The following is a 14578-nucleotide window of genomic DNA, read 5'->3' on the forward strand; positions in this document are numbered from 1 at the left end:
ATTATTCCATGGCTCCTATTTCTTTGTAGTACTTTTCAGCGCCTGGATGCATGTTTCCTACATTGTTCTCAACAGAATACGCTGCATCAAAATCCTTCATAACAGTTGAAATCGTTGACCATGTATCCTTCTTCTCAACTAACATTTTAGTTAAATTGTATATATCATCTTCTGTCATCAAATCATCGTTAGCTAATAACACCGTATAACCAGCAACCGTATTAACATCCTCGTCTTGTTTTGGATAGGTTCCTTGCTCCACAGTGAATTGCATATAACCTTCATTCATTTCATGAAGCTGATCTACTATTTCATTTTCCAATGGAATTAAGCGAATTCCCAATGTTGTATCAAGTTCCTGAAAAGTTGATACAGGGGCTGCAATCATTCCTGTAATTGCATCGATGTGACCATCGCGTAATAGATCAGCCCCATCAGATGTACCAATATATTCAATTCCACCTAAATCATCATAAGACAAACCTGAAAGCTCTAATACATCCAGGAATGCAAGTTCGCCACTATAACCTTTAATACCAGGGCTTACTTTCTTTCCTTTCAAATCTTCAACAGAATAGATATCAGAATCAGCCCGAACTACAATATGAAATACATTTGGATAAAGTGTAGCAACGGTACTAACATTCTCAATTTTTTCTTCAAATGCACCTGTAGCGTTTAAAGCTTCTGGAACTGTTTGACCGTTACTGAAACCTATATGGAACGTACCTTCACCAAGTCCCAGTAAATTGGAAACGGAGCCACCTTCAACTATAGTTGTTGAAGAATCAGGATAAACATCATTCATTTCATCAGCCATAGCACCAGATAATGTATACCAAAAACCACCTACAGTCGCAGATCCAAATGTAATTTCTGAAGGTGTTTCAGTAGCACTCTCCCCCGAATCTCCATCGGCACCATCACTTCCTGCATCCGATGAACAACCAACTGCAAGCATCAATGCGACAGCAACTACTAATAATCCAAATAGCTTTTTCATTTATCTCTGCCTCCCTATTTTATGTACTGATTTTTTCATTACTGTAAGTAAATACTGCTCCTGTTATTTCTTTTAATTCATTTACACTTATATCAGACAGTATCTCAATAAGTTCTGTGCCATTATCTGTGAATTTAAATACTGCATGTTCTGTTACAAGCATGTCGGCTTTTCGAACTCCACTGCTTGGGAATGTCAGTTTCTCTACAAGTTTCGGACTATCGTCTTTTGCTAGATGTCTGGAAGCTATAACTATACGTTTTGCACCGGCAACTAAATCCATTGCTCCACCAACGCCTAAAATTGTTTTACCTGGTACTGCCCAGTTAGCAATCTCTCCATATTGATCTACTTGGAGTGCACCTAATACAGCCATATCTACATGACCACCACGGATCATAACGAAAGAATCCGAACTATCAAATAAGGAAGCACCTATCTCCATCGTAATTGGTTTCTTGCTGGCACTAATCAGGTCCATATTGATGTGTTCCTTATCCGGGGTTGGTCCTATTCCAAGCAACCCATTTTCTGATTGTAAAAATACCTTTTTATCACCAAGATAATCCGGAATCAAAGTAGGAATCCCTACCCCTAAGTTAACAACCTCACCATCAGACATTTCTTTAGCCACTCGTTTGGCAATTTTAATGCGTTCAGACTGACTCAACGTAAGCACCATCCTTTTTCACGTATTTATTTAGAACAATGTAATCTACATAAATATGTGGGGTAACAATTTCCAGAGGAGTCAATTCGCCTGCTTCAACTATTTCATCTACTTCAGCAATCACGATCTTTCCTGCTGTTGCCATTGCTGCGTTAAAGTTTCTTCCTGTATGATCGTAAAAAAGATTCCCCATTGTATCCGCTTTCAAAGCTTTGATAAGGGAAACATCACCCTTGATTGCCTCTTCAAGAATATACTTTTCTCCATCAAAAACCTTTTCATCCTTACCCTCAGCAAGTTTTGTACCAACTGCAGTTTTCGTGTAAAAGCCACCGATACCGGCACCCCCACAACGAATTGCTTCCGCCAATGTCCCCTGGGGCACAAGTTCTATTTCAAGATCCCCGTCACTCCATGCTTGAACAGCATCTCGATTAGTAGTGAAATAAGAACCTTTTGCTTTCTTTAAACAGCCGGACAACAATAATTTTCCAAGTCCCTTTCCTTCTTCACCTAAATTATTACTTACAATGGTTAACTCTTTTTTATCAGATGCTGCTAGTTCATCAATTAACGTAAGCGGTGTACCCGATAATCCAAATCCCCCAACTAGCAGTGTGTCACCGTTCTTGATGTGTTTTAAAGACTCAGTAGTGTTAATTAATTTTTCCATTTATCTTCCCTCCTTAGAAAACTTAGCTTTCGCCAAGCCTTTTGGCGAAGCCTTAGTTGCACTTATGCAGTAGAAAAGTTATATACTTTACTACCTGCCAAAAAGTACGACATGGAGCGTCTGATGAAGTATCGTTTGAAGAAGTGACATAGCATTTGTTCTAAAACAGCTTCATTCTTCTATGATAATTCCCGGCTAGTGAAACGCTTTCATTTTTCATTCCGTATATTGGAATGATTATTCTGTTTTCGTACTATTTTATTGTAATGGAAATTTTCCGTTAATGCAACAGTAATCATTAAATTTTCTGAATAACAATAAATTTTTAAAATTAAATCAGCTGTCTGGTAAGTATTTTCATTGGAAAAGGTGTAGAAAATTATTTATATTTTCTACACCTTTTATTAAAATTTTTTTGCTAATGTATTCTTTAAAAGTTCAATTGAATAGAATAACTTTTTCTTTTCATCTTCGTTTAGGTCCAATTCAACAATTTCACCTGATCCATTTCTGTTAATACTAGCAGGGAAACCTGCATAAATGTCCTTAAAGCCATATTCACCATTTAAGTATGTGGATACCGGTAAGATTATATTTTCATTTTTTAATATCGCTTTTGTCAATCTGGATAAACCCATACCAATTCCATAATAGGTTGAACCTTTACATTGAACAATTTTATATGCAACATCACGAACATATACGGATATATCGTCAAGTTCTTTCATACTGTATTTGCTACTGGAATTGACAATATCTACTATACGCTTTCCCCCAATTGTTGTAGAACTCATAGCAGCTACCTGCGTATCGCCATGTTCACCAATAATATAACCATTCACATCTTGTGAATTTACATTAAAGTATTCACCTAACATAAAGCGATATCTCGAAGTATCTAATAATGTCCCCGTACCGATCACTTTTTCTTTAGGTAAACCTGATAGTTTCCAAGTTATATAGGTCATAATATCTACAGGATTGGTTGCAATTATAAAAATACCATCAAAACCTGAATCCATTACAGGTTGAATAATTGACTTAAATATTTCAGTATTTTCTCCAACAGAATCTAATCTTGTTTTTCCCTGATTCTGATTGAGTCCTGCCGTAATGCAAACTATATCAGCGTCTTTACAGTCACTATAGTCACCAGCCCACACCTTGGTAGCTGTTGTGGAAAAACCTACTCCATGATTTAAGTCCATTTCCTCGCCCTTTGCCTTTTCTTCATTCAAATCAATTAACACAAGTTCTTCAGTTATTGCTTGATTAACCAAGGAATAAGCATAACTCGACCCAACAAATCCTGTTCCAATTACAACTACCCTATTAATACCACAAGCCAAATCATAATTCCCTCCTTCCTGTCTATCTCACTATTCCTCTAATTTTTGCTTGTTATAGTGTTTTAAATATTAGTTAGTAGGTACAGTATTTTTGAAACGTATAGAAATCATTTTCTCCTCTAAGTATTCGTCAATACCCTGATGGCCACCTTCTTTACCGACACCACTTTCCTTCGTGCCGCCAAATGGGGCTTGGACAGTGAATGGCAACGGATCATTAACACCAACCATTCCATATTCAAGTGCATCCGTCATACGAATAATCCGAGACATATCATTTGTGTACATATAGGATGCCAGACCATATTCCGCATGGTTTACTTGTAATAGCAGCTCTTCTTCATTTTCAAACGTAATAATCGGAGCAACTGGTCCAAAAGTCTCTTCTGTATATATGTTCATATCCTGATTTACATTTTTAAGAACGGTAGGTGCAAAAAAGTTCCCTTTAGCGAATTCATTCTCAGATAATCGCTTTCCACCTGTTAAAATGCTAGCACCTTTTTGAACAGCATCTGCCACCTGGGCTTCCACCTTAGCAATGGCCTGCTGATCAACTAATGGACCGACCTCGGATTCTTCATTTATCCCATTACCTACATGCAGAGAAGATACTCTGTCAGCTAGTTTTTGTGAAAACAACTCAGCGATTGACGATTGAACATGAATACGATTTGTAGCCGTACACATTTGCCCGGAACAACGGTATTTCGATTTTAGTACCCCGTCAATTGCGTCATCTATGTCCGCATCATCAAACACGATAAAAGGAGCATGGCCGCCGAGTTCCATGGAAACATGTTTCACTGTTTTAGCTGCACCTTCAAGCAATTGTTTCCCCACTTCTGTTGATCCTGTAAATGTAATTTTACGAATGGCTTGGCTATTCATCATTACATCTGAAACCATGGATGATTTTGCTGTTACAACATTCAGCACACCTGCAGGAATTCCTACTTCGTCAAATAGCTTACACAACTCTATTGCTGACTGTGGCGATTGGGAAGCTGGCTTTAAAACAACTGTACAACCAGCAGCTAGAGCTGGAGCTACTTTTCGTGCAACCATTGCTACCGGGAAGTTCCAGGGAGTGATAGCACCTACTACTCCAACTGGTTTTTTAATTACCATTGTACGTTTAGAGACATCATTTGCCGGAACTGTTTCCCCATAAACTCGTTTTGCCTGCTCGCTGAACCATTGGAAATAATCCGCGGCCATTTGTACTTCTCCTCGCGCATCGCTAATAGTCTTACCCATCTCTTTCGTAATCACCGACGCAAGAAACTCTTTATTATCTTTCATTTTTCCAGCAACTGCAGCTAGAAAATTTGATCGTTCAAGAGCTGTTGTTTTGGACCATTTTGAAAAAGCATCTGTAGCTGCCTGGATAGCCTGGTTAACATGTTCCTGATTTCCATAAGGTACCTCATATGCAATCTCTCCAGTAGCCGGATTTTTTACAGTTAGCACATCACTTGTTTCGATGAAATTACCATTAATATAAATAAGTCATTCCTCCCAGTAATTAAACTAATTCTAAGCGTTCCTTCTATTATATATACGTAGTTTAGCCATTCAGTTGCGATTCAACTACAGAAACTGCATCTGAGAAAATAGATACGATCTGTTCAATCTCTTCTTTTGTTGATATTAATGGTGGCGCTATCGCTATCGTATCAGTGCCTTCATACGTTATTGGCCGTACAATTAATTTTCTTTTTAAACATTCATCAACCACTCTTTTAGCAACACCTAGAGAAGGGTCAAACCGTTTTTTACTAGTACAATCCTGGTATAATTCAAATGCACCAAGCAAACCTTTGTTGCGTATACCACCAACTGACCAGTGTTTCTCTTCTAGTTTAGTTAATCCTTTTGATAATTCTATTCCTCTTTGCTCTGTGTTCTGGACAAGATTCTCATTCTCGATAATTTCAATATTCTTTAAGCCCACCATACATGCAGTAGGATGGCCACTATAGGTAAAACCGTGAAACAGCGTTCCTGTTGACAATTCAATAAGTTCCTGATGGATTCGATCACTGAAAATTACTGCTCCTAAAGGGATATAGCCGCTTGTTATTCCTTTAGCTACCGTCATCATGTCCGGAGTGACATCCCAATGTTCGACTCCAAACATTTTCCCAGTTCTTCCAAACCCTGTAATAATTTCATCAGCAATAAGTAGGATCCCGTATTTATCACATATTTCCCGCATTGCTTTTAAATAGCCATTTGGTGGAATAATCATCCCCCCTGCACCTTGAATGGGTTCCATAATAAATGCTGCAATTGTTTCCGGACCTTCTTTTTCTATTATTTTAATGGTTTCATCAATACAAGTTAGGTCAACGTCTTCAATTTCAGACCAGCTTCTTGCGTTTGGAGATGGTGCATAAACAAAGTCTGGTGCAAGTGAGGAAGTCATCTCATGAAATTCAGGAATGCCAGTTGCACTTGTTGCACCCATGGACACACCATGATACGCAAGTTTACGTGAAAGTATTTTTTTACGTTCAGGTTTTCCTTTCAATTTCCAATAATGACGCGCCATTTTTATAGCAGAGTCATTAGATTCGGAGCCCCCTGAAGTGAAGAAACAAACATTAAGGTCACCAGGTGTCAACTCAGATAGTTTCTTAGCCAATCGAATTGCAGGTTCATGCGAATACGTAGAAAAAGCCGAACTAAAAGCCATTGTATTCATTTGCTCGTTGGCAACACGTCCTAGCTCTTCTCTCCCATGGCCAATATTTACATTCCATAAGGAAGACATTCCATCTATAAAGGTTTCTCCTGAAATCTCTTCCAGATAAATACCTCTCCCTTTTACAAATATGTAAGCAGGACCACTCTCTTGCTGCATTTTAATTGATGATGTCGGGTGTAAAAAGTGTTTTTTGTCCAGTTCGGATAATTCCGACTTCAAATCTTTTATTTTTTCCATAATTAATCTCTCCATTTCTATTTATCATCTAGTAAACTTAATATCTCCCTCTATAACAGTCATCTCAACATTTGTTTCTCTCACTTCCTCTGCTGAGAAAGTCATAAAGTTTGGTGGAAGTATCGTTAAATCTCCTCTTTTACCAATTTCTATGGTTCCAACCTCGTTTTCTTCAAAAGCAGCATATGCTGCATTTTTCGTGTACATCTCAATAGCTTCTACTAGAGTTACTTGTTCACTAGAAGACACAATATTTCCATTCCTGGTCGCTCTTGACATTGCAGATGATATACCTAAAAGCACAGAACTTGTAATAACAGGGCAATCAGAACTACCAGCTGGTTTGAGCCCTTCTTCGATAAACGTTTTAGCAGGATAAAGCAGGTTCTTTAGTTTATCTGGAAGAACATCCATATAAACATCTCCGTTCAAATAAATAAATGCAGGTTGCGGAACAGGTATAACATGCAGTTTTTTCATACGTTTTATAATTTCCGGCGTGACTATCCCACAATGTTCAATACGATGTCTATGATCTTTACGCGGATATAATTCTAAAGCTTCTTCATAGGCAATTAAAACAAGCTCAATCGCTTTATCCCCAATTGCGTGAACGGCAACTTGAAACCCTTCTTTATGTGCAGCAATTATCCTTTCTTTCAGCTCACTGTTTGGCATCATCATCATTCCACGATTACTGTCTGAACCAGAATAATTCTCACTTATCGATGCTGTCTGACCACTTATAGTTCCATCAGAAAAAAATTTTATGGAACCTAATCTCAACTTTTGATTACCAAAACCTGTTACTAACTTTGCATCGGCTACCTCATTAAAAAACTGATCTAAAACCATACCATATACACGGATGTCTAAAGAGCCATTTAAAGAAAGCTTCTGAAACAACCGGAATTCCTTAAGTTCCCCAGTCAAATGTCCCATTCCCGCTTCATGAACAGCAGTAATACCTTGAGTTAAATAGAAATTATTTGCTGAGAAAATGGCTTCTTCAATCTCCCTGTCAGTTAAAGGTGGTATGGACGCTTTTACTATATCGAGTGCCTTTTCTCTTAGTTCACCTGTTAGCCTATTGAAGTTATCTTTAACAATCTCCCCTCCTTCAGGATTAACTGTTGATTCATTAATTTCCGAGACTATCAGCGCTTTCTGATTAACAACTGCTGCATGATAACAATACCTTGTGATCATTACAGGGTTTTCAATATGTGTGAAGTCCTCACGGTGAAGCATTCTATTTTCTTTAAAATTCGCCTCATTAAATCCTAATCCAATTATCCATTCATCAGGTTCAGCTGATTTCGCTTTATTTTCAATAGCTGAAACTACGTCGGATATAGATTCCAGATTACAGTCCACACATAATAATTTATATCCAAATTGAATCATATGCTGATGAGCATCAATAAATCCAGGGAGCACAGTCTTACCATCTAAATCAATTACCTTCGTTTCGTCGCTTATTAAAGAAGGTATTTTACTCGTATCCAACTCTAGTATCCTTCCATTCTTCATAGCGATTGCTTGATGTTCTCTCATTTCATCATCAAGTGTGACAATATGTCCATTTTCCAAAACTAAGTCTGCACCCATATGGTTTATCTCCTTACTTCGAAAGATTTGGTAACAATAACGAAAAAACAGGGAAATATGAAATAACTAATAAACATAGGATTAATGTAATAATTAGTGGTACCATCGGACGGACAATATCCTCAATAGAGATTTTGCTGATGGCAGAAGCAATGTACAAATTAACCCCTAATGGTGGTGTTACAAATCCAATAGCCAAATTGATAATCATAATAATACCAAAGTGAACTGGATCCACTCCGATACTAACCGCAACAGGTAGTAAGACAGGAGTTAGAATTACCAGCGCTGCTATCGTATCAACAAAAGTACCTATAATGATCAGAAAAATATTGATCATTATTAAAATAACAAAGGTATTTTCGGTTATAGAAAAAATAGTCGCAGCAATTGTGTCCGGAACCCGTTCTATCGTTAATAAGTATGCAAATGATATGGAAAGTCCAATCATATATAATGTAATACCTGTAATGTTTATTGTTTCGATAAAGCTTTCTTTTATCTCTTTCCATTTAAGTTCTTTGTGGATAAATATGCCGACAAACAAAGCATAAACCACTGTTACAACGCCTGCTTCAGTCGGCGTAAAAATACCCCCATAAATTCCACCTAAGATAATAACTGGAGCAATAATCGCCCATTTCGCATCATAAACTGCTTTAATAACCATTTTAAAGGAAATTTTTTCATTTGGAGCCTCAACATCTCCCTTTTTCCTGATAATAATATAGGAAGCTACCATAAGAGCCACACCAATTAAAACTCCCGGAATGATTCCCGCCATAAATAAGGAACTAATAGAGACTCCTCCAACTACGCCAAAAAGTACTAATGGGATACTCGGAGGGATAATAATACCGATCGCCCCTGCAGAAGCAGTAACAGCTGCAGAAAATCCTGCACCATAATTTTTAGCACGCATTTCAGGAATCATAATGGAACCCATTGCAGCAACTGTTGCAGGACCTGAACCAGAAATCGCTGAGAAGAACATACATCCCAGTATAGTCACCATGGCTAACCCACCGACGATCCAACCTACAAGGGTTTCTGCTAGATATAGTAATCTTTTGGAAACACCAGCTTTACCCATTAATACACCAGCCAGCATAAAGAAGGGTATAGCCATTAATGGAAAAGAGTCCAAAGATGTAAACACCTGCTGAGCTATCGTTGATACGTTTAAGTTCGTCGCTATCATAAAAGTTAATAGTGTCGATAATCCAATCGCAATTCCAATTGGCACACTTAATAATATTAAAAGGAATAAACTACTGAATAGTACAATTGTTACCATATGTACACTCCCTTACTGATCACTCTTAAATAGAAAATAAAACTGTTGTACTAATCGAATGGACATTAGTACCCCACCGAGGGGAATTGCTATATAAACAGCCCACATTGGTAAACCCATCGATGGACTTGTTTGTCCAGTCACTTGAATATTCATCACTAATTTAGTTCCTTCAATAGCTAAGAACATGGCAAAATAAAACCATAAAAGTAAAACGACAGCTTCAATCCATTTCTGAATTTTTACAGAAAATTTATTCTTGACCATTTCTATTCGAATATGTTGTTTTCTTCTAACTGCATAACTAGCACTTATCCATGCTATCCATATTAGGATATATCGGCCTAATTCCTCGCTCCAACCTATTGAATATGAAAAGACATAGCGAAAGATAACCTGTGCGAATATAATCGCAGTAAGGAGTATGAAACTTATAATCAGTACCCATTCCTCCAGCTTTTCATCTATAAACTGTTTTACGTTCATTGCACGTCCTCCTGCACTAGGGAGAAGGAGAGAATTCTCTCCTTCTACTTATGATAAAGTGAAGCTTCAATCAGTGGTTTTTTTCTTCCACCCTTCAGACGCGGGATAACCTATTCATTAAAACTTTGTGCTAAGTCGATTAAATCTTTGCCCAGAACTTCCTCATAGGTTTCGTAAACTGGTTGTAAAGCATCTAAGAAGACTTCTTTTTGCTCCTCTGTAACTTCATTAATTTCCAGTCCTTCTGCTTCTAGTTCATCCAAGTACTTTGTATCTTGTTCAAATGCTAATTCACGGTTTTCCACTGCGAATCGTTGACCAGCTTCTTCTACTATTGTTCTTAGATCATCTGGTAAACCGTCCATAAACTCCTTACTTGCAACAAAAGCTACCCCTGCATATACATGTCCTGTAAGTGACATATAATCTTGAACTTCATAAAATTTATTATTATAAGCTAATGCAACAGGCTGATCCATCCCATCATACGTACCTTGTTGCATTGCTGTGTACAGTTCACCAAAGGCTAAAGGCGAAGCGTTAGCTCCTAGTGTATTAAAAATATCCTGATACAGCTTGTTTTCCATTACACGTAATTTCAACCCCTGCAAATCTTCTGGTTTTGTTATCGGTTGTTTGTTATTTAACACGTGACGGAAACCATTTTCACCAATACCTAACCCAACCAAACCAACATCTTCCAGATCCCCATTTAGTCTTTCCCCTAATTCGCCATCAAAAGCTTTGTGTGCTGCTTCTCTTGTTTTGAATATAAATGGTAGATCTATAACCATGAAGCTTTCTTTAAATCCTGCTAATGAAGGAGTCCCTACTATTGCCATCTGAGCATTCCCCAGCTGGACTGCTTCAACAATTTCACGTTCTGAGCCATATAAACTACCGTTAGGAAATATTTCTACTTTAATCTGACCATCTGACTTCTCCTCTACTTCATTTTTGAAATCTACCGTATTAATATGTGATGACTGATCTTCTGGAACTACATGTGGAAGAGTAATAGTATATGTTTTCCCATCTGACGAACTTGCATCACTGCAACCTGCTAAAAAACCTGCAATTAAAACTATAAACCCCATTAAAATAATGTTTGAGAACTTTTTCATTTACGTTTCCTCCTAATAAATTTAATTACTTCATCCTATTATGTTTCTTTCTTTCAAAACTTTTATTTCCTCTCGTAAAACCTGCATGTGAGATATAATGGTACTTATCGCTAAATCTTCATCACCTTCCTCTATTGCTTTAATTAATGCCAAATGATGTTCCTGCGCTTGTACCATACTTTCGGGAATTAACCTCGTAAACTCAAAAAGTACGTGTTGTGTCATCTCCATAAATGAACTGAGTAAAACAGGATAAAGCGGATTTTTGGTAGATTCGGCTAAGCTGGTATGAAATTGTAAATCTAGTTTTGCGAATTGAGTGACGTTTGTTCTATTTTTTTCCATATCACGATAAATCTTATAAAGTATTTGCGAATCCTCTGAAGTTGCTCTCTTAATAACATTTTTAATGATGGATATCTCCAACCCTTCTCGAACTTCCAGAAGGTCTTCCAACGTTGTGTTATAATTTTTCATTATTCTTTCAATTGTTTCTGCAATCATCATTGGGTTGGGCTTCGTTACATATGCCCCCTTTCCTGCTTGTACCATTATTAGCCCTTCAACACGGAGTACACTTATCGCTTCGCGGATGACATTTCTACTAACCTCGTATTGCAATGCCAATTCTCGTTCGGAAGGTAACTTTTGGCCTTCCGGGAGAATATTACTGCTAATTTTACTTTTTAAATCTATTACTATATCTGCATGTAATGAGCTCATGGTTATCTCCTGTCTTCGTTTTTAATTGCCCAACATTTCTAACGTAACTCTTTCAATCATTTTTGGTAATTCCTGAAAAGCATATGGTTTATACACGCGTTCGGTCCATTTATGCGCATCTTTGCCCCACACACCCATAGTAATTGCAGGTATATCTAATCCTTTTATTTTTTCTACAGGAACGGGATAGAGTTTTTCCATTCCTGGAAAATTTACTTTTAACTGCTCTATTTCCTCATCTGAATCATCAATGGATAAATAGCTGCTATCCGATAGAAATGGGAAATAATTTCTTGTTTTTATATCTTCCTTTTGCTTTGAGATTCCCTCAATAATAGCCAATACATTCTTCTCATTATCATTTTTTCCTTTAACATAATTTCTCGGACAATAAGGCGTACAGAAAAACACAACAATGATGGGATCCTTATCGTCGATTAAATTCAGCAATTCCTGAACCATCCTGCGAGTTACTTCTCGAGGGTCTTCCTTTTCAGCATAGTGATTAAGTATTGCCGTTAAACGTTCGTCAACTTCATTACCATGACTTTCTACTGCCTGTTCATATAATTCGGAGTAAATCATTACGCGGGAATTCCAAGGTAAAGGCGTAAATTCTATACCTGTTTTTTCACAATAATCCTGGTACAATTCATTAAAATGTTTAACTGTATCGTCAAACACATCTTGAGCAATTCCCCTCAGCTGTTCTAAAACTTTATCTGGTGATTTACCATGAACAAAGTAATTAAAATATAAAAATGTTTCAATCGGTGTTTGCACATTGTACGTTGGTTTCAAATCCTTCATTTTAAGTACAGTAGGTGGAGGAGTATATTCCCCCGCATTGTAATCTGATAAGTTTGGATTAAGTTCAATCCGGCTGATCAGTTCCCCACCAAGGAAATTTGGGTCTAACCCTTCAAAGGGCTGTCCAACATGTGTCTCTTTACCACGAATTAAAAAGGATGGCAACAGTTTTCCGACTGATCCTAAATAAATATATTTTGAAAGGTCTCCTTTATAAAGAGGTCCAACAAAATCAGTATTGATAGCGCTTACAAAATTTGTATTATATGTTTCCTTCAACCGTACCAGTTCTGGTATTGCTCCAATAATACCTCCATGTGTTGTTTCTTCAATCGGGTTAATCATGAGTAATACATTTCCTTCAAACAGGTCCGTTTGTTCAGATAGGTACTTTATCACCCAAAAATGAGCTGCAATCCCACTTTTCATATCGACACTACCACGCCCAAACAACCAATCCCCCGAGTATAAATCATCTTTTATTTCCTCTGACAAATTCAGCTCCTTTAACTTATCTGCTAAAAGGTATGGTTTGGTAGCTAAATCTTTTAATCCTCCGAAATCCTCTATTGTTACAGTATCGCAGTGGGCATGGAGAATAACTGTTTTAGTTGAGGCAGTTTTTGTACCCTTAACAAGGGCAAAAAGATTTTTGCGATTTAGCGGATCATCACTAACATCCTGTGTCCATACATCATCAGTATGTTGCAAAAAATATGGCAGTTCCCGTAATTTATTCTCAAGGTAATAGATAATATCAATTTCTCCCTGTGTTCCGTTTATACTTGGAACACCTATTAACTCAGCAGTTAAATTTTCTATAAATTCTTCCGATTTTACCATGATCAATTCCCCCCCTTAATAAGTCCTTACTAAATCTATCTGGTTATGTAGTGGCTGGTTCTTCGAATAACGATCAAACTCAATCTGGAATTTCTCAATACAACGATCAAGAAAGTGAACTGATTTTGCTGCCACATGCGGGGTTATAAGTACATTTTCAAGCTCCCACAACTTACTATCTTTTGGTAATGGTTCCTCATGGAACACATCTAATGCGGCACCTTTAATTTCTTTATTCTGAATCGCAGAAATGAAAGCCTTTTCATTTATAAGTGGACCTCTTCCTATATTTATTAAATAGGAGTCTTTCTTCATTTTCTTCAACTCAGCTTCCCTAATATAATCTCTGGTTTGTTCAGTTAATGGTAAAAGTAAAATAACAAAGTCACATTGTCCTAGTAAGTCCATCTTTTGGTCCTTTGAAAACATTTTTTCGAAGTATGGCTTTGGAACTCCAGCTGTATTTAAACCATAAACTTTCATTCCTAGTAGGTGTAGCTTTTCTGCAATTTCCTGACCAATAGTGCCTGCTCCTATTATTCCTACTGTTTTATTGTAAGCTTCTCCTACAAGTTCTGTTCTGTCCCACACCTTATTTTCTTTGTTTGCTAAGTACTTAGGGAAATCTCTTGTAAAATAAAGAATTGTACTAATTACGAACTCTGACATCGGTATTCCATGAATGCCTACAATATTTGTTAAAAGAATTCCCCTTTTCTCCAATTCCTTAAATGGTATTCTTTCAACTCCTGATTGGAAAACCTGGATCCACTTTAAATTAGTACACTTTTCAAAAAACTGCTTATCTACTTGTTTTCCATATGTAATCAGAATCTCAACATCGGCGAAATTACATGCTTCATTATCTGTCAAATCTGCAATGAACTGAACTTCACGACCACAGAACTGGCTAATTTTATGCAGTTGGTCGCTTGAAAGGTCCTCGATATTAGTTATTATCAAACAAGATTCCTCCTTTTTAACAGACTTTTTAACATGTTTGGTATAACCGGTTCAACTGGTACTACCAGTAACTGCA

General features: G+C 37.2%; 13 protein-coding genes. All 13 read right to left on the reverse strand.

Annotated elements, in window-relative coordinates; translation table 11 throughout:
- Window position 1: 1 nt before the first annotated feature.
- The gene (locus tag QGM71_RS07050; RefSeq protein ID WP_327606818.1) at window positions 2-1003 is read right to left on the reverse strand and encodes a TAXI family TRAP transporter solute-binding subunit; all 1002 of its coding nucleotides are present in this window, start codon (window positions 1001-1003) and stop codon (window positions 2-4) included.
- A gap of 19 nt (window positions 1004-1022) precedes the next feature.
- The gene (locus QGM71_RS07055; RefSeq protein WP_327606819.1) at window positions 1023-1673 is read right to left on the reverse strand and encodes a 3-oxoacid CoA-transferase subunit B; all 651 of its coding nucleotides are present in this window, start codon (window positions 1671-1673) and stop codon (window positions 1023-1025) included.
- A complete protein-coding gene (locus QGM71_RS07060) occupies window positions 1660-2346 on the reverse strand; it encodes a CoA transferase subunit A (protein WP_327606820.1) in 687 nt (228 codons plus the stop codon). The genes QGM71_RS07055 and QGM71_RS07060 overlap by 14 nt, the downstream gene beginning before the upstream one ends.
- A 404-nt stretch (window positions 2347-2750) precedes the next feature.
- Complete coding sequence (locus tag QGM71_RS07065; protein WP_327606821.1) at window positions 2751-3695, reverse strand: L-lactate dehydrogenase; 945 nt, start codon at window positions 3693-3695, stop codon at window positions 2751-2753.
- Window positions 3696-3764: 69 nt separating this feature from the next.
- Window positions 3765-5168, reverse strand: coding sequence for an NAD-dependent succinate-semialdehyde dehydrogenase (locus QGM71_RS07070; RefSeq protein WP_327606822.1), 1404 nt, complete (start codon window positions 5166-5168; stop codon window positions 3765-3767).
- A 97-nt stretch (window positions 5169-5265) separates the two neighbouring features.
- Entirely contained in the window at window positions 5266-6645 is a 1380-nt protein-coding gene (locus tag QGM71_RS07075) for an aminotransferase family protein (protein ID WP_327606823.1), read from the reverse strand.
- Between the two features lie 24 nt (window positions 6646-6669).
- Window positions 6670-8256: an amidohydrolase gene (locus tag QGM71_RS07080; RefSeq protein ID WP_327606824.1), complete on the reverse strand. Its 1587-nt coding sequence runs from the start codon at window positions 8254-8256 to the stop codon at window positions 6670-6672.
- Between the two features lie 13 nt (window positions 8257-8269).
- Window positions 8270-9553, reverse strand: a complete 1284-nt coding sequence (locus tag QGM71_RS07085; protein ID WP_327606825.1) for a TRAP transporter large permease — start codon at window positions 9551-9553, stop codon at window positions 8270-8272.
- A 12-nt stretch (window positions 9554-9565) separates the two neighbouring features.
- A complete protein-coding gene (locus QGM71_RS07090; RefSeq protein WP_327606826.1) occupies window positions 9566-10039 on the reverse strand; it encodes a TRAP transporter small permease in 474 nt (157 codons plus the stop codon).
- Between the two features lie 110 nt (window positions 10040-10149).
- A complete protein-coding gene (locus QGM71_RS07095) occupies window positions 10150-11163 on the reverse strand; it encodes a DctP family TRAP transporter solute-binding subunit (protein WP_327606827.1) in 1014 nt (337 codons plus the stop codon).
- Between the two features lie 30 nt (window positions 11164-11193).
- Complete coding sequence (locus tag QGM71_RS07100) at window positions 11194-11886, reverse strand: FadR/GntR family transcriptional regulator (protein WP_327606828.1); 693 nt, start codon at window positions 11884-11886, stop codon at window positions 11194-11196.
- 21 nt (window positions 11887-11907) lie between these two features.
- The gene (locus tag QGM71_RS07105; protein WP_327606829.1) at window positions 11908-13539 is read right to left on the reverse strand and encodes a M20/M25/M40 family metallo-hydrolase; all 1632 of its coding nucleotides are present in this window, start codon (window positions 13537-13539) and stop codon (window positions 11908-11910) included.
- A gap of 15 nt (window positions 13540-13554) precedes the next feature.
- Window positions 13555-14502 (reverse strand): D-2-hydroxyacid dehydrogenase, encoded by a 948-nt coding sequence (locus tag QGM71_RS07110; protein ID WP_327606830.1) that lies wholly within the window; start codon window positions 14500-14502, stop codon window positions 13555-13557.
- Between the last annotated feature and the right edge of the window lie 76 nt (window positions 14503-14578).

It is taken from the genome of Virgibacillus tibetensis (genome assembly GCF_036026595.1).
Classification (GTDB): Bacteria; Bacillota; Bacilli; order Bacillales; family Amphibacillaceae; genus Virgibacillus_P; species Virgibacillus_P tibetensis.

Excerpts from the sequence above, each read along its gene's own strand:
- QGM71_RS07050 (WP_327606818.1), bottom strand. The coding sequence starts at position 1,003 with ATGAAAAAGCTATTTGGATTATTAGTAGTTGCTGTCGCATTGATGCTT.
- QGM71_RS07060 (WP_327606820.1), bottom strand. The coding sequence starts at position 2,346 with ATGGAAAAATTAATTAACACTACTGAGTCTTTAAAACACATCAAGAAC.
- QGM71_RS07075 (WP_327606823.1), bottom strand. The coding sequence starts at position 6,645 with ATGGAAAAAATAAAAGATTTGAAGTCGGAATTATCCGAACTGGACAAA.
- QGM71_RS07080 (WP_327606824.1), bottom strand. The coding sequence starts at position 8,256 with ATGGGTGCAGACTTAGTTTTGGAAAATGGACATATTGTCACACTTGAT.
- QGM71_RS07085 (WP_327606825.1), bottom strand. The coding sequence starts at position 9,553 with ATGGTAACAATTGTACTATTCAGTAGTTTATTCCTTTTAATATTATTA.
- QGM71_RS07090 (WP_327606826.1), bottom strand. The coding sequence starts at position 10,039 with ATGAACGTAAAACAGTTTATAGATGAAAAGCTGGAGGAATGGGTACTG.
- QGM71_RS07095 (WP_327606827.1), bottom strand. The coding sequence starts at position 11,163 with ATGAAAAAGTTCTCAAACATTATTTTAATGGGGTTTATAGTTTTAATT.
- QGM71_RS07100 (WP_327606828.1), bottom strand. The coding sequence starts at position 11,886 with ATGAGCTCATTACATGCAGATATAGTAATAGATTTAAAAAGTAAAATT.
- QGM71_RS07105 (WP_327606829.1), bottom strand. The coding sequence starts at position 13,539 with ATGGTAAAATCGGAAGAATTTATAGAAAATTTAACTGCTGAGTTAATA.